Source organism: Lentzea sp. CA-135723 (genome assembly GCF_050936595.1).
GTDB lineage: Bacteria > Actinomycetota > Actinomycetes > Mycobacteriales > Pseudonocardiaceae > Lentzea.
This window is the reverse complement of record NZ_JBNJMK010000001.1, coordinates 7,208,706-7,227,958: the sequence shown is the minus strand read 5'-3', so window position 1 is coordinate 7,227,958 and position 19,253 is coordinate 7,208,706. Positions and strand designations below refer to the sequence as shown.

General features: G+C 68.9%; 18 protein-coding genes. 8 read left to right on the top strand and 10 right to left on the bottom strand.

The window, feature by feature from the left end; genetic code table 11:
- Positions 1-143: 143 nt before the first annotated feature.
- The 6 genes from ACQEU1_RS33900 to ACQEU1_RS33875 form a co-directional block, all read right to left on the bottom strand.
- Positions 144-3,416, bottom strand: coding sequence for a S8 family serine peptidase (locus ACQEU1_RS33900; protein WP_433210469.1), 3,273 nt, complete (start codon positions 3,414-3,416; stop codon positions 144-146).
- A 241-nt stretch (positions 3,417-3,657) separates the two neighbouring features.
- Entirely contained in the window at positions 3,658-5,253 is a 1,596-nt protein-coding gene (gene serA, locus ACQEU1_RS33895) for a phosphoglycerate dehydrogenase (RefSeq protein ID WP_433210467.1), read from the bottom strand.
- A gap of 761 nt (positions 5,254-6,014) precedes the next feature.
- Entirely contained in the window at positions 6,015-6,290 is a 276-nt protein-coding gene (locus ACQEU1_RS33890) for a DUF397 domain-containing protein (RefSeq protein WP_433210465.1), read from the bottom strand.
- 151 nt (positions 6,291-6,441) lie between these two features.
- The gene (gene ilvC / locus ACQEU1_RS33885; protein ID WP_382452456.1) at positions 6,442-7,455 is read right to left on the bottom strand and encodes a ketol-acid reductoisomerase; all 1,014 of its coding nucleotides are present in this window, start codon (positions 7,453-7,455) and stop codon (positions 6,442-6,444) included.
- Between the two features lie 22 nt (positions 7,456-7,477).
- On the bottom strand, positions 7,478-7,984 hold the full coding sequence (gene ilvN / locus ACQEU1_RS33880; protein WP_030467896.1) for an acetolactate synthase small subunit: 507 nt from the start codon (positions 7,982-7,984) through the stop codon (positions 7,478-7,480).
- Positions 7,984-9,816 (bottom strand): acetolactate synthase large subunit, encoded by a 1,833-nt coding sequence (locus tag ACQEU1_RS33875; RefSeq protein ID WP_433210462.1) that lies wholly within the window; start codon positions 9,814-9,816, stop codon positions 7,984-7,986. The genes ilvN and ACQEU1_RS33875 overlap by 1 nt, the downstream gene beginning before the upstream one ends.
- 230 nt (positions 9,817-10,046) lie before the next feature.
- Between ACQEU1_RS33875 and ACQEU1_RS33870 the strand changes: the two genes are divergently transcribed.
- The 3 genes from ACQEU1_RS33870 (at position 10,047) to ilvD (ending at position 12,825) form a co-directional block, all read left to right on the top strand.
- Entirely contained in the window at positions 10,047-10,481 is a 435-nt protein-coding gene (locus tag ACQEU1_RS33870; RefSeq protein WP_433210460.1) for a PH domain-containing protein, read from the top strand.
- Complete coding sequence (locus tag ACQEU1_RS33865; protein ID WP_433210458.1) at positions 10,478-10,903, top strand: vitamin K epoxide reductase family protein; 426 nt, start codon at positions 10,478-10,480, stop codon at positions 10,901-10,903. Before ACQEU1_RS33870 ends, ACQEU1_RS33865 begins: the two co-directional genes overlap by 4 nt.
- A 77-nt stretch (positions 10,904-10,980) precedes the next feature.
- Positions 10,981-12,825 carry a dihydroxy-acid dehydratase gene (gene ilvD, locus ACQEU1_RS33860; RefSeq protein ID WP_433210456.1) on the top strand — a complete coding sequence of 615 codons (1,845 nt, stop codon included), beginning with the start codon at positions 10,981-10,983 and terminating at the stop codon, positions 12,823-12,825.
- Here ilvD and ACQEU1_RS33855 read toward each other — a convergent pair.
- From ACQEU1_RS33855 to ACQEU1_RS33845, 3 genes are all read right to left on the bottom strand, one after another.
- Positions 12,822-13,064, bottom strand: a complete 243-nt coding sequence (locus ACQEU1_RS33855) for a hypothetical protein (RefSeq protein ID WP_433210454.1) — start codon at positions 13,062-13,064, stop codon at positions 12,822-12,824. The two genes, ilvD and ACQEU1_RS33855, sit on opposite strands and share 4 nt — an antisense overlap.
- A 10-nt stretch (positions 13,065-13,074) precedes the next feature.
- Complete coding sequence (locus ACQEU1_RS33850; RefSeq protein ID WP_433210452.1) at positions 13,075-13,800, bottom strand: DoxX family protein; 726 nt, start codon at positions 13,798-13,800, stop codon at positions 13,075-13,077.
- Positions 13,801-13,869: 69 nt separating this feature from the next.
- The gene (locus ACQEU1_RS33845) at positions 13,870-14,814 is read right to left on the bottom strand and encodes a 2-hydroxyacid dehydrogenase (protein ID WP_433210450.1); all 945 of its coding nucleotides are present in this window, start codon (positions 14,812-14,814) and stop codon (positions 13,870-13,872) included.
- Between ACQEU1_RS33845 and ACQEU1_RS33840 the strand changes: the two genes are divergently transcribed.
- Positions 14,813-15,715, top strand: a complete 903-nt coding sequence (locus ACQEU1_RS33840; RefSeq protein WP_433210448.1) for an alpha/beta fold hydrolase — start codon at positions 14,813-14,815, stop codon at positions 15,713-15,715. The genes ACQEU1_RS33845 and ACQEU1_RS33840 overlap by 2 nt on opposite strands.
- 10 nt (positions 15,716-15,725) lie before the next feature.
- Positions 15,726-16,886 carry a PQQ-dependent sugar dehydrogenase gene (locus tag ACQEU1_RS33835; RefSeq protein ID WP_433210446.1) on the top strand — a complete coding sequence of 387 codons (1,161 nt, stop codon included), beginning with the start codon at positions 15,726-15,728 and terminating at the stop codon, positions 16,884-16,886.
- Position 16,887: 1 nt separating this feature from the next.
- Here the strand turns inward: ACQEU1_RS33835 and ACQEU1_RS33830 are convergent, their stop codons facing one another.
- Entirely contained in the window at positions 16,888-17,835 is a 948-nt protein-coding gene (locus ACQEU1_RS33830; protein ID WP_433210444.1) for a LysR family transcriptional regulator, read from the bottom strand.
- Positions 17,836-17,981: 146 nt separating this feature from the next.
- Here ACQEU1_RS33830 and ACQEU1_RS33825 point away from each other — a divergent pair, with 146 nt between their 5' ends.
- The 3 genes from ACQEU1_RS33825 to ACQEU1_RS33815 are packed head-to-tail and all read left to right on the top strand — an operon-like array spanning position 17,982 to position 19,236.
- The gene (locus ACQEU1_RS33825; protein WP_382443977.1) at positions 17,982-18,506 is read left to right on the top strand and encodes a hypothetical protein; all 525 of its coding nucleotides are present in this window, start codon (positions 17,982-17,984) and stop codon (positions 18,504-18,506) included.
- Positions 18,503-18,871: an SgcJ/EcaC family oxidoreductase gene (locus ACQEU1_RS33820; protein WP_433210442.1), complete on the top strand. Its 369-nt coding sequence runs from the start codon at positions 18,503-18,505 to the stop codon at positions 18,869-18,871. The genes ACQEU1_RS33825 and ACQEU1_RS33820 overlap by 4 nt, the downstream gene beginning before the upstream one ends.
- Positions 18,868-19,236 carry a VOC family protein gene (locus ACQEU1_RS33815; protein WP_433210440.1) on the top strand — a complete coding sequence of 123 codons (369 nt, stop codon included), beginning with the start codon at positions 18,868-18,870 and terminating at the stop codon, positions 19,234-19,236. The genes ACQEU1_RS33820 and ACQEU1_RS33815 overlap by 4 nt, the downstream gene beginning before the upstream one ends.
- The last annotated feature ends 17 nt before the right edge of the window (positions 19,237-19,253 follow it).

Here is a 19,253-nt window from a genome sequence, read left to right as displayed (position 1 = left end):
AGTGTCACTCGACCGCAGGAAGGGTGTCGCGTCAAGGGGTGACAGGGGGCAGTTCCGCCCCGTGACATGCCGAGAGGCCCGGTTCCAAACGAGGAACCGGACCTCTCGTGAAACATCCGACCTGGTACGGGTCTAGCGCCGCACTAGTAGGCGCCCCGACCGGCCGACTTCACCAGGACGACCGACGCGCGGTCGCCGTTGGCGTTGTGGTGGTTGAGCACCAGCAGGCCGTCGGACTTGTCGGCCTTCAGCGACGCCTCGTTCTTGTTGACGACGAGCGCCGTGCCCGGCTTCGCGAGGTACGAGAGCGCCGCGTCACCGCCGCCCTGCGCCCACAGACCCGGCTTGAGCGGGTCGTAGGACAGCTTGCGGTCGACCACGTCGATCAGCTTGTTCGCGTTGCCCGGCGCCACGTAGTAGCCCGCGGTGCCGACGGTGTACGAGACGCGCGCGGAGTCCTTCGACGCGTCGATGCCGAGAGCGCTCAGCAGCACCGGCAGGACGACGACGTTGGTGTCCTGGACGTTCGCGTCGACGTCGCCGAACAGGCCGTTCACGCCCTGGATGTCGACGGTCTCGCCCGTCTTCAGGTCCACGGTGGACGCGACCAGCAGGTCGGTGTCGGTCAGGCGGGTGGCGAACACCTCGAAGTCAGCCGTGCCGTCGTTGTTGGTGTCGATGTCGACGAACGGAACGGTGTTCTTGCCCAGGTTGTACCAGTTGCCCCAGGTCGCGACACCGAACGCGAGCAGCGCCTCCTCCGGCTTGCCCTGCGCCTTGGCGAGCGGGGCCGTGGAGGCCGCGCCGACGTAGCGGAGGTCGCCGCCCTTGGCCGTCTCGTTGAGCGCGCAGTTCTCGGTGACGTTGCGCTTGCAGTCGCGCAGCTTCGGCGACTGCGCCTGGAGCTCCAGGACGCTGATCAGCGAGCGGTAGGCCTGCGAGCCGGTGCCCTGGTCGAGACCCTTGCCGGTCACGTTCAGAACGGCCTGCTTGCTGTTGCCGGAGAACTTGAGGCTGGACGCGGTCTTGATGTCCGCGACCGGCTTCGGCGCCGAGTAGACCGACAGGCGCAGCGGCACGGTGGCGCCGGCGGTCGGCGTGAAGGTCACGCGACCGGAGGCGTCCGCGAGGAACTGCCGCGGCGTGTCGAGCTGGAGCGGCTCGACCGTCGAGTCGACGGTCTTGCGCAGCGCCTTCGGGTCGGTGATCTTCAGCGTCACCTTGACCTTCGCGATGCCGCGCGGGCTCAGCTTCACCTTGTCCTGCGAGAGGATGTAGCTCACGCCGGGGATCGTCGTGGCCGCGGTGTAGCCGACCTTGTACTCCACGGACTTCGTGGACTTGTTGACCAGCTTGATGGTCTTGGACTTCTCGACCGCCTTCGCGACCTCGACGACGCCGAAGTTCGCGCTGACGTACCCGTTGTCCTCTTCCACGTAGGCGAGGACCTGGTTGTCGATCGCGGACTTGCCGTCCACGCGGCCGGTGCCGACCCGGTTGGGGGCGAAGGTCTTGCCGTTCTCCTTCACGTCCGCACCGGCGGTGTTCATGATCGAGGCCTTGACCTCTTCGAGCGTCCAGTCCGGGTGCGCCTGGCGGACCAGGGCGGCGATGCCCGCGACGTGCGGCGACGCCATCGAAGTACCGGAGATCACCAGGCGGTCGTTGCCGGAACCGACGGCGGTCGACGAGATCGTGTCACCGGGCGCCGCGACGTCCGGCTTGATCGAACCGCTGCGGGTGCCGCGGCTCGTGAACGAGCTCGGGGTGTCCGAAATGGACTGGTCGTACGTCGGCGTCGAGGTGCGCAGGTCACCCGCGAGGCGGACGACCAGCGTGCCCGCGTCCAGCAACGGGCGGACCGCCGCGGTGGCGGAGCCGGTGAACTGGAACATCGGGATGCCCGCGTTGCCGGCGATGCCCGCCGCGAAGTTCTCCAAAGTGGACGAGAGGAGCACGCCCTGGCCACCGGCGGCCTGCACGTTGTTCGCGCGGGCGGCCGAACCACAGCGACGCGTCGCGTCGTTGTCGTCCCACTCCAGCCACACGAACTTGCCGGCGACGTTGTCGGTGATCGGGAGGCAGCCGTCGGCGTTGCCCGCCTGGCCGAGCTTCACGACCGGCAGTTCCTTGTTGTAGCCGAGGTAGCCGGTGAAGCTCTGGCTGTACTGGCCCGGCTTCTGGCCCTGGCCCTTGACCTCGGCGCCGTCGCGCAGCACGTAGGAGTCGCGGACGGACGCGACGGTCAGCGCCTCGGGCGTGTTGCCCGGCGAGCCGCCGATGTCGTAGAGGTCGCCGCCGTTGCCCGCGGAGAAGACCGGCATGACGCCGACCTTGTACAGCTTCTTCACGAAGAGGCTGTCGGGGTCGTCCGGGGCGCCGTAGTCGGAGCCGAGCGACAGGTTGACCACGTCGAGGTGGTCGGAGAAGTCGCCGTCACCATCGGGGTCGAGGGCCCAGTCGAGCGCCTGCGACGTGACGTTGGTGGAGCCCTCGCAGCCGAAGACCTTCAGCGCGTAGATCAGGGCCTTCGGCGCGGTGCCGGGGCCGATCTTCATCGCGTTGAGCTTGTCGGCGTCGAGCTTGGTGTAGTCGCCCTTGAACGTGCTGCCGTCGGCGTTCTCACCGAAACCGGCCGTGGTGCCCGCGACGTGCGAGCCGTGGCCGTTGCAGTCGATCGGGTTGGGGTCGGGCTTCGGCGTGTTGATCGCCGGGTCGGTGCTCTCGCCGTCGTAGTCCTCGCCGACGAAGTCGTAGCCGCCGACGACCTTGGCGGTCGGGAAGTTCGGGTCGGCCTTGGTCGGGTCGACGGCCTTGAACGCCTCGACCGTGCCGGGACCGCCGAAGTTGGCGTGCGTGTAGTCGACGCCGGTGTCGATGATGCCGACGCGGATGTCGTCGCCGAGCTTGCCGTACTGCTGCCAGACGTTGAGCGTCCTGGTGAGCTGGACGGCGTTCGAGTTCTGGCGCTTCTTCGGCACGACCGAGTAGACCGCGAGAACGTCCTGGCGCTGGGCCAGTTCGCGCACCTTCTGGGCGTCCGCCTTCACGACGACGCCGGGAACGCCGTTGGAGGTGCGGTACAGCTCCTCGGTCTTGTTGTCGGCGCTCTTGAGCTGGCCGACGACCTGGTCCGCGGTGGCGGCGACGTCGTTCTTGGCCTGCTTCGCGGCCTGCTTCGCGACTTCCTTGCCCTGGCTCTTCTTCTCGTCGAACGCGTCGACGGCCGGCTTGCGGTCGAGCGCGACGAACGCGGTGACCGTGCCAGCCTGGTTCAGCCTGGGAGAAACCTTGAGCTGCAACGCATCCGCGTCCAGCCCGTGTGCACCCTTCACCGGCTGCGCGAGCTCTGGGCTCTGCGCCTGTGCGGTGGCGGGTGCGATCAGCAGTGTGGTGATGGCAGAGAACACCACCAAACTCGATCGTCTCTTCACAACGTTGCCCCAACCGAGGTGTGCCTTCGACCCGCATCCAGACGTGCCGTGCCCTCTACGGCACCGGGTCAACCTCGTGGGGACGCTAATCGCTGATCGTGTCTTTGCGATTGCCCCGAAAGTATGAATGTTGTCTACGGATAGTTGCCTGTTATGACTTCGTTGTGAATGACGATGTACACGGGAAGGGGACTTTGTCCGTCCCCTTCCCGGTTTGTCGTGACTATCCGAAGTCGACAGAGCGGACCGTGCGCGCGCCGACGGCGGCACCGATCGGGTCGAGGACCTGCGTGTCGACCGGGCGGTCCACGCGCAGCACCATGACGGCGTCGCTGCCGGTCTGGCTGATCTGCGCGGCTTCGATGTTCACGCCGGCCTCGCCGAGCAGCGTGCCGACCGTGCCCATGACGCCCGGACGGTCCGGGTACTCCAGCAGCAGCACGGTGCCCTCGGCGCGCAGGTCGAAGTTGCGGCCGTTGATGTTCACCAGCTTCTCGACCTGGGCGATGCCGGAGACCGTGCCGGCGACGCTGAACGTGCTGCCGTCCGCGTGCACGGCCTTGACCGTGACGAGGCTGCGGTGGTTCGGGCTCTCGGTCTCCTTGACCAGGTCGACGCTCACGCCGAGGTCGGCGGCGAGGCTCGGCGCGTTCACGAACGTCACCTGAGACTCGACGACCTTGCTGAACACCCCGCGCAGCGCGGCGAGCGGCAGGATCGCGACGTCCTCATTGGACAGTTCGCCGCGCACCTCGACCGTGACGCTGGTCGGCGCCTTGGGCGACAGTGCACTGAGGACGGTGCCGAGCTTCTGCACGAGCGGCAGGTACGGGCGCACCTCCTCGCCGACGGCGCCACCCTGGACGTTGACGGCGTCCGGCACGAACTCGCCGGCCAGCGCGAGGATCACGCTCTTCGCGACGTCCGTGCCCGCGCGGTCCTGGGCCTCCGCGGTGGAGGCGCCGAGGTGCGGCGTGACGACGATGCCGGGAACGTTGAACAGCGGGCTCTCGGTCGTGGGCTCCGTGGAGAACACGTCGATGCCGGCGCCGCCGACCTGACCCTCCTTGACGGCCTCGGCGAGGGCTTCCTCGTCGATGAGGCCACCGCGGGCAGCGTTGACGATGATGACGCCGCGCTTGGCCTTGGCGAGCTGCTCCGACCCGATGAGGCCCTTGGTCTCCGGCGTCTTCGGCAGGTGGATGCTGATCGCGTCGGCCCGTTCGAGGAGCTCCTCGAGGCTGACGAGCTCGATGCCGAGCTGGGCGGCGCGGGCGGCGGACACGTACGGGTCGTACGCGATGAGCTCGACCCCGAACGCGGCGATGCGCTGCGCGAACAGCTGGCCGATCTTGCCGAGGCCGACGACGCCGACGGTCTTGCCGTTGATCTCGACGCCGTTGAACTTGGAGCGCTTCCACTCGTGGTTCTGCAGCGTCTCGTGGGCGGCCGGGATCTGCCGGGCGACGCTCAGCAGCAGCGCGACGGCGTGCTCGGCGGCACTCACGATGTTGGAGGTCGGCGCGTTGACGACCATCACGCCGTTCTGGGTGGCCGCCGGCACCTCGACGTTGTCCAGGCCGACACCGGCGCGCGCCACGACCTTGAGCTTGCGGGTGGCCGCGAAGACCTCGGCGTTCACCTGGGTGGCGGAGCGGACGAGCAGCGCGTCGGCGTCCGCGACCGCTGTCAGGAGGGCTTCGCGGTCGGTGCCGTCTACGTGGCGGACTTCTACGCCGTCGCCGAGAGCGTCCAGGACGGACGGCGCGAGCTTCTCGGCGATGAGGACAACAGGTCGGCTCGTGTTGCTCACGGACATCGCTCCCAGGAAGGGTCGGATCGTGGGGCGCGGGCGTGGTCGGGGGCGGCTGGCCCGCGCCGACCGGAGCACCGCAATGTGTCCGGACTGTTAACGAGCATAGACAGGGGGCTTGCGTGGCGATTCCGGCGGGTGGCTCAGGTCACCTGCCGCGTCTTGGAGTATGGGACGGCGGGTGGGGCTACTTGGGGTTCACGCGTTCGGGTGAAGCCCAGTGGCTGAGACGGTGGGAGCTGGTGCGGTCGGCTTTGCGGGTGCCGGTTCCTGTTCCAGCGGGGTTGGTTGCGTTTTGTTGGTTGGGCTGCGGTTGCGAGGGTGCTTGCGCGGGTCCTGCCGAAGAGCGGGGTGGCGATTGGGGCTTGACTTCGGGGCCTTGCGAGGCGCTTGTCGGACCGGAAAGGCCGGGCTGAAAAGAGGCCCGGCCGAGCCACTAGTGGTAGCACCTCGCACCCAAAGTCAAGCCCCAATCGCAATCGGTGGGTTGTACCGCTGACCAGCCGGGTAGCAGCCCGTTCGGGCTCGCTTCGCTTCGCCACGCCAGGATTCGTAGGTGGTGGGCTTTGTGTTGACGGCTGTCCGGTTGAGAGCGCGCGCCGGGCCTGCGTGCGTGGTTGCGCTGCGCTGACGACTGCAGTTGAGAGCGCGCGCCTGGTTTGCGTGCGTGGTTGGCCTGCGTTGACGACTGCGGTTGGGTGCGCGCGCCAGGCCTGCGTGCGTGGTCGGGTTGCGTTGACGAATGCGGTTGGGTGCGCGCGCCTGCGCTACTTCTCCTGGTCCCAGGGCTCGTCGAACTCGCCGTCCTTCGCGCCCAGCACGAAGGCGTCCCACTCGCTCATCGTGAAGGTGAGGACCGGTTCGAGCTGCTTGGAGTTGCGCATGGCGACGTAGGTGGCGCCGTCGGTGTGTTCGACGAAGGCGATTTCCACGTGGCCGTCCTCCGGTTCGGGCTCCGGCGGGCGCTTCCACTCGGCGTTGCGCAGGTCCAGCTTGCCGCGGACGTGGGCCTTGTCGTCGTAGATCGGCGCGCTGTCGCTCATGTGGAGAAGTTAGCGGATGGGAGCGAACGAAAAGCGGAAAGCCCGCGGAGCGTCACACGCGCTCCACGGGCCATCCTTGAGGAAAGTCCTCGGTGACCTGGCGAGAACGGCAGGTCGGCGAGACGGCGTTGGGCCATCTCGGTGAGAGACGTCAGGCCGTCTCGGTGATCGGGCGGTCGACCCACGACATCATGTCGCGGAGCTTCTTGCCCGTTGCCTCGATCGGGTGGTTCTCGCCCTCCTGCTGGAGCTTCTTGTAGTTCGCGCGGCCGTTGTCGTCCTCGGCGACCCACTCGTTGGCGAAGGTACCGTCCTGGATCTCGCCCAGGATCTTCTTCATCTCCTCCTTGACGGCGGGGGTGATGACGCGCGGGCCGCGGGTCAGGTCACCGAACTCGGCCGTGTCGGAGATCGAGTAGCGCATGCGGGCGATGCCGCCCTCGTACATGAGGTCGACGATCAGCTTGAGCTCGTGCAGGCACTCGAAGTACGCGACCTCGGGGGCGTAGCCCGCCTCGGTGAGGACCTCGAAGCCCGCCTGGACGAGAGCGGAAGCGCCACCGCAGAGGACCGCCTGCTCGCCGAAGAGGTCGGTCTCGGTCTCTTCCTTGAACGTCGTCTTGATGACGCCGGCGCGCGTGCCGCCGATGCCCTTCGCGTAGGAGAGGGCGAGGGCCTGCGCGTTGCCGGAGGCGTCCTGCTCGACCGCGATGAGGGCGGGGACGCCCTTGCCGTCGACGAACTGGCGGCGGACCAGGTGGCCGGGGCCCTTCGGGGCGACCATGGCGACGTCCACACCGGACGGTGCGGTGATGAGGCCGTAGCGGATGTTGAAGCCGTGGCCGAAGAAGATCGCGTCGCCCTCGTTGAGGTTCGCGGCGATCTCGTTGGCGTAGATGTGGCGCTGCGCGGTGTCCGGCGCCAGGATCATGATCACGTCGGCCCACGCGGAGACCTCAGCCGGCGTGCCGACCTCCAGGCCCTCTTCCTCGGCCTTGGCGCGGGACTTGGAGCCCTCCTGCAGGCCGATGCGGACCTCGACGCCCGAGTCGCGCAGGGACAGCGCGTGGGCGTGGCCCTGGCTGCCGTAACCGATCACGGCCACCTTGCGGCCCTGGATGACGCTCAGGTCGGCATCGTCGTCGTAGAAGATCTCAACGCTCACTGTATTTCCTTCTTTGTGGTTTCTAGCGGACCGCGGTGGCGGTGATGGAACGAGCGCCACGGCCGATGGCGACCATGCCGGACTGAACGATCTCGCGAAGCCCGTAGGGCTCCAGCATGCGCAACAACGCGTCGAGCTTCTCAGAGGTGCCCGTCGCCTCGATCGTGACGGCCTCTGGCGAGACGTCGACGACCTTCGCGCGGAAGAGCTGCACGGTTTCGAGGACCTGCGACCGCACCGTCGCGTCCGCACGAACCTTAATCAACACCAGCTGCCGCTGAACGGAGGCCGTCGGCTCCAGCTCCACGATCTTGATGACGTTGATGAGCTTGTTGAGCTGCTTGGTGACCTGCTCCAGGGGCAGCTCGTCGACCGACACCACGATCGTCATGCGCGAGATGTCGGGGTACTCCGTGCGGCCGACCGCGAGCGACTCGATGTTGAAGCCGCGGCGGGAGAACAGGCCGGCGACGCGTGCGAGCACACCGGGCTTGTCCTCGACCAAAACGCTCAGCGTGTGCCTGGTCATCAGATGTCCTCGTCGAACAGGGGGCGGATGCCGCGGGCGGCCATGATCTCGGAGTTGCCGGTGCCCGCCGCGACCATGGGCCACACCTGGGCGTCCTTGCCGACGACGAAGTCGACGACGACGGGACGGTCGTTGATCTCCAACGCCTTCTGGATCACCTCGTCCACCTCCGCCTGCGACTCGGCGCGGAGACCGACGCACCCGAGTGCCTCCGCCAGGAGCTTGAAGTCTGGGATGCGGTGCTTGTGCGTGCCCAGATCCGTGTTGGAGTACCGCTCGCCGTAGAACAGCGTCTGCCACTGGCGGACCATGCCCAGGTTGCCGTTGTTGATCACGGCGATCTTCACCGGCAGGCCCTCGATGGCGCAGGTGGCGAGCTCCTGGTTGGTCATCTGGAAGCAGCCGTCGCCGTCGATGGCCCAGACCGTGCGGTCCGGCTCGCCGGCCTTGATGCCCATCGCGGCGGGCACCGCGAAGCCCATCGTGCCGAGGCCGCCGGAGTTGATCCACGTGCGCGGGTGCTCGTACTTGACGAACTGCGCCGCCCACATCTGGTGCTGGCCGACGCCCGCGGTGTAGATCGTGTCCGAAGGGGACAGCGCGCCGATCCGTTCGATCACGAACTGCGGGGACAGCGTGCCGTCCTCCGGCCAGTCGTAGCCCAGCGGGAACGTCTCGCGCAGCGACTTCAGCGTCTCCCACCACGGCGAGAGGTCGACGGCCTTCGCGGTCTCGCGCTCGGCGCGGACGGCGTCGATCAGCTCGGTGATGATCTCCTTGCAGTCGCCCACGATCGGGACGTCCGCGCGGCGGTTCTTGGAGATCTCGGCCGGGTCGATGTCGGCGTGGATGATCTGCGCGTCCGGGGCGAACGAGCCGAGCTGGCCCGTGACGCGGTCGTCGAACCGGGCGCCCAGGGCGACCAGCAGGTCCGACTTCTGCATCGCCGCGACGGCCGCGACGGTGCCGTGCATGCCGGGCATGCCCAGGTGCTGCTCGTGCGAGTCGGGGAACGCGCCGCGCGCCATCAGCGTCGTGACGACCGGGATGCCGGTGTCCTCGGCCAGGCGCAACAACTCCGCGTGCGCGTCCGCCTTGATGACGCCGCCGCCCACGTACAGAACGGGCTTGCGGGCGCTGACGATCAGCTTGGCGGCTTCGCGCACCTGCTTGCCGTGCGGCCGGGTCGTCGGCCGGTAACCGGGCAGGCGCATCTCGGGCGGCCACGAGAAGCTGGTCTGCTCCTGCAGCACGTCCTTCGGGATGTCGACGAGGACCGGGCCGGGTCGGCCGGTCGCCGCGATGTGGAACGCCTCCGCGATCGCCCGCGGGATCTCCGCGGCGTCGGTCACGAGGACGTTGTGCTTGGTGATCGGCATCGTGATGCCGCAGATGTCCGCCTCCTGGAAGGCGTCCGTGCCGATCAGCGGCCGCGACTGCTGGCCGGTGATCGCGACGACGGGCACGGAGTCCATGTTCGCGTCGGCGAGCGGGGTGACGAGGTTCGTCGCACCCGGTCCCGAGGTCGCCATGCAGACCCCGACCTTGCCGGTGGCCTGCGCGTATCCGGTCGCCGCGTGTCCCGCGCCCTGCTCGTGGCGGACGAGGATGTGCCGGACCTTCGTGGAGTCCAGGAGCGGGTCGTACGCGGGAAGGATCGTCCCGCCGGGAATGCCGAAGACCACTTCGCAGCCGACCGCCTCGAGCGAGCGGACGAGCGACTGAGCACCGGTTACACGGATCGGTGCGCCCGTCGGCGGGGCCGGTTTGGGCCGCGGACCTGGACGTGGCGACGTGGGCTCGGGAGCCTGTCGCGATGGTGCGCTGGTCATCATTGCCTCGTGGGTTTCGGGGTCCGGACACGAAAAAACCCTCGACAACCCGAAGATGGGTCGTGCGAGGGTCGCGCGTCGACGCAGGCTGTTCGGCTCAGGCGTCGACGCGCCTGAGAAGTACGAGAACGAGCGTGCGCTGCATGGACCGGACGTTATCGCCTCTGGCAAGAGGGCGTCAACTCTGCGAGATGGAATTCCCGGATCGTGGACGTGGAACAATCGTCCGGGTGAAGAAGCTGGTCTTTCGCATCCCGGCAACGGCCCTGCTCGCGGCGGGTCTGATCGCCATCTGCGTGACTCCTGTGGCGTGGGCCATCCCCGGGCTGCAGGCGTTGTACGTGCTCCCGCTCGGCTACGCGTACTGGGTGCTGCGCAACCGCACGACGGTCACCGAGGAGGAGATCGTGGCGCGCGGCGCGTTCGGCACGACGACCCTCAGGTGGACGGACGTGAAGTCGATCCGCCTCGTCCAGAAGGGGTGGCTGCGCGCGGTCCGGCAGGACGACTCCGAGGTGACGATGCCCGCGGTCCGGTTCATGCACCTGCCGGCGTTGCACGTCATCAGCGGCGGGCTCGTGCCGGATCCCACGGCCAAGGACGAAGAGCCGGCCGTGGAGCCCGCCGAGGAGAAGAACGAGGAAGTCGTAGAGTCGGAGAAGTGATCCGACGAGTTCCGCTGCTGAGCCTGCTGCTGTCCATCGCGGGCCTGCTGACCTCGGCTTACCTGACGTACACGCACTTCAACGCGAACGCGCTGCTGTGCTCGGCCGACGCGGTCGTCGACTGCGAGACGGTCACCACGAGCGACCAGTCGGAGCTGCTCGGCATCCCCGTCGCGTTCCTCGGACTGGCGTTCTTCGCCTTCCTCACCGTGATCTGCCTCCCGTTCGCGTGGCGGATCGACGCGCTGAGGTGGGTGCGTCTCGGGGCGGTCGGCGGGGGTGTGCTGATGGTCGTCTACCTGGTCGCGGCGGAGTTCCTCGTCATCGGCAAGATCTGCCTGTGGTGCACCGCCGTGCACGTGATCACGCTCGCACTGGCCTATCTGCTGGTCGCGGCGAGTCTGCGCACGAGTAGCCTTTGAGGCACCGCTCCCAGACTTGGTGACGCCTCACCCGGCCGTCCCGCGCGCACTTTTCTTGAACTGAATCTGGAGGAGCAGTGCCTCAGCTCCGCTCTCGCACCACCACGCACGGTCGCAACGCCGCCGGAGCCCGCGCCCTCTGGCGCGCGACCGGCATGACGGACAGCGACTTCGGCAAGCCCATCATCGCGATCGCCAACTCCTACACGCAGTTCGTGCCGGGTCACGTGCACCTGCGCGATCTCGGCGACATCGTGGCCGACGCCGTGCGAGAAGCGGGTGGCGTGCCGCGCGAGTTCCACACGATCGCGGTCGACGACGGCATCGCCATGGGCCACAGCGGGATGCTCTACTCGCTGCCCAGCCGCGAGATCATCGCCGACTCCGTCGAGTACATGGTCAACGCGCACCAGGCCGACGCGATCGTCTGCATCTCGAACTGCGACAAGATCACGCCCGGCATGCTCAACGCGGCCATGCGCCTCAACATCCCCGTCGTGTTCGTGTCCGGCGGCCCGATGGAGGCCGGCAAGGCCGTCGTCGTCGAGGGCGTCGCCGTCGCGCCGACGGACCTGATCACCGCGATCTCCGCGTCCGCCTCCCCCGCCGTGAGCGAGGACGGGCTCACCGAGGTCGAGCGCTCCGCGTGCCCGACCTGCGGTTCGTGCTCCGGCATGTTCACCGCGAACTCCATGAACTGCCTCACCGAGGCCCTCGGCCTGTCGCTGCCGGGCAACGGCTCGACGCTGGCGACGCACGCCGCGCGCCGCGAGCTGTTCTCCGAGGCCGGCCGCGTGGTCGTGGAGCTGTGCAGGCGCTGGTACGGCGAGGACGACGAGTCGGCGCTGCCGCGGTCGATCGCGAACCGCAAGGCGTTCGAGAACGCGATGGCGCTCGACATGGCCATGGGCGGCTCGACGAACACCGTGCTGCACATCCTCGCCGCCGCGCAGGAGGGCGAGATCGACTTCACGCTGCAGGACATCGACGACCTGTCCCGCCGCGTGCCGTGCCTGTCCAAGGTGTCGCCGAACAGCGACTACCACATGGAGGACGTGCACCGGGCCGGCGGAATCCCCGCGCTGCTCGGCGAGCTCTACCGCGGCGGCATGCTGAACGACGACGTCACGTCGGTGCACACGCCGACGCTGGCCGAGTGGCTCGGCAAGTGGGACATCCGCGCGGAGAACCCGTCCGAGGAGGCGTTGGAGCTCTTCCACGCCGCTCCCGGCGGGGTGCGGACGACGCAGGCCTTCTCGACGTCGAACCGCTGGTCCTCTTTGGACACCGACGCCGCCGGTGGCTGCATCCGCGACGTCGAGCACGCCTACACCAAGGACGGCGGCCTGAACGTGCTGCGCGGCAACCTGGCCGAGCGCGGCGCGATCATCAAGTCCGCGGGCATCGACGAGGAGCTGTGGCACTTCGAGGGCCCGGCGCGCGTCGTCGAGTCCCAGGAGCAGGCCGTCTCGGCGATCCTGAACAAGGAGATCCAGGCGGGCGAGGTCCTGGTCGTGCGCTACGAGGGCCCGTCGGGCGGCCCCGGCATGCAGGAGATGCTGCACCCCACGGCGTTCCTCAAGGGCTCCGGCCTCGGCAAGAAGTGCGCGCTGATCACGGACGGCCGGTTCTCCGGCGGTTCGTCGGGCCTGTCGATCGGCCACATCTCGCCGGAAGCGGCGGGCGGCGGCATGATCGGCCTGGTGCAGAACGGCGACCGGATCCTGATCGACGTACACGAGCGCCGGCTCGAGCTGCTGGTGGACGCCGACGTGCTGGCCGAGCGCCGCGCGAAGATGGAGGCGTCCGAACGGCCGTGGCAGCCGGTGGACCGGGTCCGTCCGGTGACGGCGGCGCTGCGGGCGTACGCGCGGATGGCGACCGACGCGTCGACCGGTGCAGTGCGCAACCCGGACCTTTAAAGCACGAACGCGAGCGCCAAGCAGATCCCGAACACGAGCCAGCCCGTCAGCGGTCCGCTGACGGGCTGCTCCGTTCTCTTGACCATGAGCCCGCCGACGACCAGGCCCGCCAGCAGGCCGAGCGGCGGGAGCAGGGACTTCGCGGTGAGCCCGAACGGCAACGACACCAGGTAGACGATCGGGAACCCGATCACCAGCAGGGCCAGCTGGAGCGCCGCTCCCGTCACGTTCTTCCGCATGCGGCAGTTCCTACCGGAAGACGAAGAAGGTGACCGCCGCGCCACCCGCGCCGAGCAGGAGCGCGATGAACCCGGCCGCCAGCGGATGGCGGAACCAGCTGCGGTTGTAGTCGAGCGCGGCACGACCGGGTCCGGCGAACAACGCCGTGAACGCCATGCCGGCCAGCGCGAGTTCCAGCTCGACGCCGTTGGGGCCGAAGAAGCCGCCCTTGTACTTGAGCGCGATGACGTTGGCCATCACCGCGAGCAGGCCCGCCGCCGCGAGCGGGGTGAACAGGCCGAGCACGATCAGGCCGCCGCCCGCGAGCTCCGTGACGCCGGTGACCCAGGCCAGCACGGTCGGCTCGCGGTAGCCCATCTTCTCCAGCGACTGCGCGAAGCCGTTGATCCCCGGTCCGCCGAAGAGCCCGAACACCTTCTGCAGGCCGTGCAGCACGAAGATGCCGCCGAGCACCGCCCTCAGCCCGAGCAGGCCGAGGTCCGGTCCGGCCGTCCAGCCGAACTTCTTGCGGTCGTCGGCGAACACGTCGTCGTCCCGGCTGTCCACAGTGGACACGTCGAGCGGCGTGTAGGCCGTCGTGTCGAACGACTTCGTGGTCGAGTCGTAAGGCGACGTGACGTCCGACCCGGCTCTGATCGTGCCGTCGTCGAAGTGGTGCACTCCACCGCCACCCGAGTAGAACGAGTCGTCGGAGAAAGCGCTCGAACCAGCCGAGCCTTTGTCGTGAGTAGCCACGCCCGCACGCTAGGGGGCCACGTGCGGGCGCGCCAGAGCCGAACGGCAGCCCGATTTCACCCAGTTGGCCTAGTAGGTCCCGTGCACCAGATTGCGCGGCTCTTCACCCTTCGCGAACCGCGCGATCTCCGCACGGACGACGGCGTACGCCCGGTGTCCACTGCCCGAGCACGACCCGGCCACGTGCGGGGTCAGGAACAGCCCCGGCGCCGTCCACAGTGGATGGTCGGCGGGCAGCGGCTCGGGGTCCGTCACGTCGAGTGCCGCCCGCAGCCGCCCCGAGGTCAGCTCCGCCACCAGCGCGTCGGTGTCGACGACGGGCCCGCGCGCGCCGTTGACCAGAATCGCGCCGTCCTTCATCGCGGCGAGGAACTTGGCGTCGCAGAGGTGCCGGGTCTCCTCGGTCATCGGCGTGAAGAGCACCACGACGTCGAACTCGGGCAGCAGGTCCGGCAATTCGTCCTGACCGTGCACACCCTCCCGCGCGGTGCGGCCGACCAGCGTGGCGGTGGCGTCGAACGGTTCGAGGCGCTTGCGCAGCTGCTCACCGAGGTCACCCGCGCCGACGATCAGGACCTTCTTGCCCTGCAGGGTGTCCGTGCCGTGGTAGTCCCAGTGCCGCTCGACGCGCGCCCGTTCGAAGACGAGGAACTCTCGGTAAATGGCCAGAAGAGCGCCGATGGCCCACTCCGCCGTGCTGCCCCCGTGCGCGCCACGGCACGTGGAAAGCATCACACCGTCCGGCACCTTGCCGATGAAGTTCTCCGCGCCGGCGCTGAGCAGCTGCACGAGTTTGAGGTTCGGCAACTGCCCGAACACCTCGCGCGGGTCGGTGCCGGAGAGGAACTTCGGGATCAGGACCTCGGCGTTCAGCCCTTCGGCGGGCAGCGGCTCCCCCGGCACGTAACGAACCGTCCGGACACCGTCCACCTGAGACAGCGCTTGAACTCCGAATTCATCTGGCACGAGCACGGTGAGCGTCACGTGGTCAACGTACGTCAGAATGTCTGCCATGCGGGAGCACGACATCATCGCGTGGGACGGCACGAAGATCCGGACCTGGCAGGCGCCGGGCGAAGGCACACCGGTACTGCTCTGCCCCGGCGTCGGGTCGGGCCCGGAGTCGTGGCCGTCGCTGACCGACCGCCCAGGCCTCGTCAGCTGGTACATGCGCGGCACCATGGGCTCCGACCGCCCCGCCGACGAGCGCAACATCTCCCTCGACGACCACGTCTCGGACGCGATCTCCGTGCTGGACGAGGCGGGCATCGAGCGGTGCGTCGTCGTGGGCTGGTCGATGGGCGTGACGATCGCGGCCGAGCTGGCGTTGCGCCATCCGGAACGGGTCGCGGGCCTGCTGCTCGTCGCGGGCGCGCCGGGCGACTCGTTCGACGCCATGCTGCCGCTGGTCCCCAGGAACGTCCGCCGGATCGTCGGGCTCACGGGCACGAAGCTGTTGCAGCACGCCGGTCCGGTGCTGGACAAGGTGCTGCACCGCGTTCCAGTGACGGACGCGACGACGTTCCTGTTGCGGCACAGCGGGGTGATCAAGCCGTCGAGCGACCCCAAGGCCGTCACACACGCCGTGAGCCGGTTCCTGCAGCACGACTGGCGCTGGTACTTCACGCTGGCGCTCGCGCTCGGTGAGACGCCGCGGCAGGACCTGTCCCCGATCGTGTGTCCGGTCACACTGCTGGCCGGGCGGGACGACCTGCTGGCGACGACGGAGAGCATGTCCGGGCCGGTCGGCGCGTTGCCGCAGGCACGGCTGCGGGTGCTGCCGTGCAGCCACTACCTGCCGCTCGAAGCGCCCGAGGTCGTGGCGGACGAGCTCGACCTGCTGCTGGGCCGGGTGCGCTCGGTCGACTTCGCCACTTCCGAGGCGTTCACTTCGGGTTCACGGTCGCGCACCTAACCTGGGTCCCGTGGTTCGTTCCGTTGCGTTGCTGACCGCCGTCTGCCTGCTGGCAGCCGGCTGCGCGAGCTTTCCCGACGAGCCGGCGCCGACGCAGTGGAGCGCGCAACCGCAGCTGACCCCGCAGGCGGGGCCGAAGCCGGAGCTGCCGGGCGAGTACCGCCCGTCGCCGGGCGACCCCGGCCGCAACCCTCCGCCGCAGAGCGTGCCGCCGCCGCAGGGCTGCAAGGACTACCACCCGGCCGTCGTGGCCACGTGCCTCGACACCGTCACGGGCGTCGCCCCGATCGGCGCGGACGCCCAGGGTGGCGTCGCGGCGTACGCGACCGAACGCGGCGGGCGCCTGGTCAAGGTGGCCAAGGACGTCGACCCCGTCGTGGTGGCACAGCTGGAGGTCGACGCGTCGACCGACGGTGGCCTGACCGGGCTCGCGCTGTCGGCGACGTTCGGCGAGGACCAGCTCGCGTACGTGTACGTGACGACCGCGACGGACAACCGGGTGCTGCGCATCGCGCCCGGTGACACGCCCAAGCCGATCCTCACCGGCATCCCGAAGGGCCCGTCGGGCAACCGCGGTGTGCTGGCGAGCGACCGCAAGGGCGCGATCCTCGTCGCGACCGGTGACGCCGGGAACCCCGCGCTCGCCGCCGACCCGAACTCGCTCGCGGGCAAGGTGCTGCGGATCGACGGCTCCGGCCAGCCCGCGCAGGGCAACCCGACGGCCGGCACCGCCGTGGTGTCGTCCGGCCTGCGCCTCCCAGGTGGGCTGTGCGTCTCGGCCGACACCACGAAGGTCTGGGTGACGGACTGGGCCGCGTCCGCCGACGTCGTCTACCGCGTCGTGCCGGGCAAGCTCGGTGACGCCGCGTGGTCGTGGCCCGAGCGGCCGGGCGTGATGGGCTGCTCGTCCTACACCGACCAGCTGTCGGTGAACACGTCCAAGTCGCCCGGCTACCAGTCGTTGTCGATGAACGCCGCCGGGTCGTTCACGGGCAAGCCCGAGATCGCGATGGCCGAGGACGGCTTCGGCCTGCTCGGGCCGGCGGAGATGCTGAACGAGTCGGCGTCGCTGGTCGGCACGGTGAACAAGGCCGGTGGCAAGCCCGTGTCGTCGGACGACCGGGTCGTGATCATCGTGCGCCCGAACAACGGCGGCGGGACCAAGGACTGAGCTAGGGGCTGAGCGCGAACTCCGCGCCTCCGTCGCGCCACCAGCGCGCGTAGACGTCGCTCTCCTCGACCAGCCGCAGGTAGCCGGCGGCGACCTGCTCGCACAGGTCGTCGACCTCCTCGGCGACCGGGGCGTCCGTGCGCCAGGCCAGCACGACCTCGCGCACCAGCGGGTTCCCGGTGATCGGCAGGCGCGCGACGCCGGGCGGGGTGCCGCCGACGGGGTAGAGCGGGCAGACCGCGCCGGACTCCCTGATCAACGTGAGCGCGACGTGCGCCTCGCTGCTGAAGTGCGCGATCTTCTGCTCGAAGCCCGCCGCGGCGCACTCGCGGGCGAAGTGGGCGTTCATGCCGCTGTCGTCGGGCTCCGGCATGACCCACTTGTCGTCGGCGAGCGCTTCGAGGGCGATCTCCCTGGCCTGGGCGTGCGGGTGGTGGTCGGGCACGCCGGCGAACAGCGGTTCGCGGGTGAGCAAGCGATGTCCGACGTTCGGCGGAAGGGCGAGCGGAGTACCGGGAAATCGACGCATCACCGCGATGTCGAGTTCGCCGGTCGTGAGCAACGCGGTGAGCGTGCCGGTCTCCTTGATGGTGCGACTCGTGACGTTGTCCTTTAACGCGCCGACCAGTAGTCCGAAGTGATAGGCGGGGATTCCCGCGAGCCTGGTGGGAGCGTTGCCGGATTGCGCGTTACGGCGCGTTACGCGTTCCAGCGTGACGAGCTGGGTGAGCATCGACCGTGCTTCCTGGACGAAGTCCTGACCGGTCGGGGTGAGCCTGACGCCGTCCGCCGCGCGCAGGAACAGCGCGCCGCCCAGGTGGTCCTCGATGCGTTTGAGCTGCGTCGTCACGGCGGGCTGGGTGAGGTGCAGCCGGGCGGCGGCCTTGCGCAGGCTGCCGCAGTCGGCGATCGCCACGACCAGTTCGAGGTGCCGCACTTCCAGACGCATGCGCCTGATGTTATCGCTCAATGTAATAGGGCGAACACCCTTCGCGATCTGTCGTGAGACATCGCGGTCTCGATACGTTCGGTCGCGTGATGGAATTGGCCGAACGCCCGACGCGCACCGACGCGGTGCTGTTTTCGGATCGGGCAGTGAAAACGTTTCTGGAGGCCGCGTCCGCCGAATACTCGTTCATCACCGAGGACGAGCCGAGACCGTGTTTCGCGGTGCTGCTCGGCCGGTCCGAGGGTGCTGAGGCCGTGGTCACGGAGGTGGCGTTCGGCCGCAACGCGCGGCTGACCGACCCCTCGGCGCGCGAGGAGTTCTCGTCGACGATCGTGCCGCGGTTCGGGACGGCGTACGAGAACCCGGTGCGGGCGTGGTGGCTCGACCCCGCCGACCTGCTGACGATCACGCGGGCGGCGGACGCGCGGGACCTCGACGTGCTCGGGTCGATCCACCTGCACCCGGACTGGCACCGGCTCGGGCCGGAGTGCGAGCGGAACCGGCCGTTGAGCGACAGCCCGACGCCGATGGACGAGCACATGTTCCGCAACAGCGGATGGCCGGTGAACGTCGTCTGTTACCTCGAACGCCGACATGGCGGCCTCTACTACTCGCTCGCCGCGTGGGACGCCCAGTGCCTGCGCCTGCCGTTGAGGACGAACCACTCATGACCGAAGAGATCTACGCGCTGTGGCGGCGCATGGAGCAGGGCTGGGCCGACGGTGACGCGGTGGCGTTCGCGTCGGTGTTCGCCGAGGACGTCGACTTCGTGAACGTCCGCGGTGAGGAGCTGTTCGGGCGGCAGGCGGTGTCCTCCGGGCACGCCGTGCTGTTCGCCGGGCCGTACCGCGACACCAAGCTGGCCGCCGAGATCAGCACGGTCAGGCCGTTGACCTCGGACATCTCGGTCGTGCACGTCACGTCGTCCATCACCCCGGCCGGCATCACCACCCACGCGCAGGCCGTCGTCGTGCGGCGCGCGGACGGGTGGGAGATCGCCGCGTTCCACAACATGGTTCCGAAGGGACAGTCATGAGCAGGCCCCGGTTGCGGCACATCGCGTTCGTCGTGCAGGACGCGAAGGAGATGGCCGACTTCTACACGTCGAAGTTCGGGATGTCGTTGTTCCACACGGATCCCGACGGCAGCCACTTCGTGACCGACGGGTACGTCAACCTGGCGTTGATCCAGCAGCGGCTGGACGGGGACGTGCCGACCGGGTTCAACCACTTCGGCTTCCAGGTGGACGACGTGTCCCCGTACCTGGAGACGCTGGAGCCCAAGCCTGCTCTGCGGGGCGGGGACCGGCCGTTCGCCGAGTACCGGGCGATCGATCCCGAGGGCAACTGGTTCGACCTGTCGGCGCACGGTTTCCTGCCGCCCGGGGCCGCTGAGGTTTAGGTCCGGTTGCCGCTGGG

Coding starts and splice junctions, on each gene's coding strand:
- serA (WP_433210467.1), bottom strand. CDS start 5,253: ATGTCCGTGAGCAACACGAGCCGACCTGTTGTCCTCATCGCCGAGAAG.
- ACQEU1_RS33890 (WP_433210465.1), bottom strand. CDS start 6,290: ATGAGCGACAGCGCGCCGATCTACGACGACAAGGCCCACGTCCGCGGC.
- ilvN (WP_030467896.1), bottom strand. CDS start 7,984: ATGACCAGGCACACGCTGAGCGTTTTGGTCGAGGACAAGCCCGGTGTG.
- ACQEU1_RS33875 (WP_433210462.1), bottom strand. CDS start 9,816: ATGACCAGCGCACCATCGCGACAGGCTCCCGAGCCCACGTCGCCACGT.
- ACQEU1_RS33855 (WP_433210454.1), bottom strand. CDS start 13,064: ATGCGGAAGAACGTGACGGGAGCGGCGCTCCAGCTGGCCCTGCTGGTG.
- ACQEU1_RS33840 (WP_433210448.1), top strand. CDS start 14,813: ATGCGGGAGCACGACATCATCGCGTGGGACGGCACGAAGATCCGGACC.
- ACQEU1_RS33845 (WP_433210450.1), bottom strand. CDS start 14,814: ATGGCAGACATTCTGACGTACGTTGACCACGTGACGCTCACCGTGCTC.
- ACQEU1_RS33830 (WP_433210444.1), bottom strand. CDS start 17,835: ATGCGTCTGGAAGTGCGGCACCTCGAACTGGTCGTGGCGATCGCCGAC.
- ACQEU1_RS33820 (WP_433210442.1), top strand. CDS start 18,503: ATGACCGAAGAGATCTACGCGCTGTGGCGGCGCATGGAGCAGGGCTGG.
- ACQEU1_RS33815 (WP_433210440.1), top strand. CDS start 18,868: ATGAGCAGGCCCCGGTTGCGGCACATCGCGTTCGTCGTGCAGGACGCG.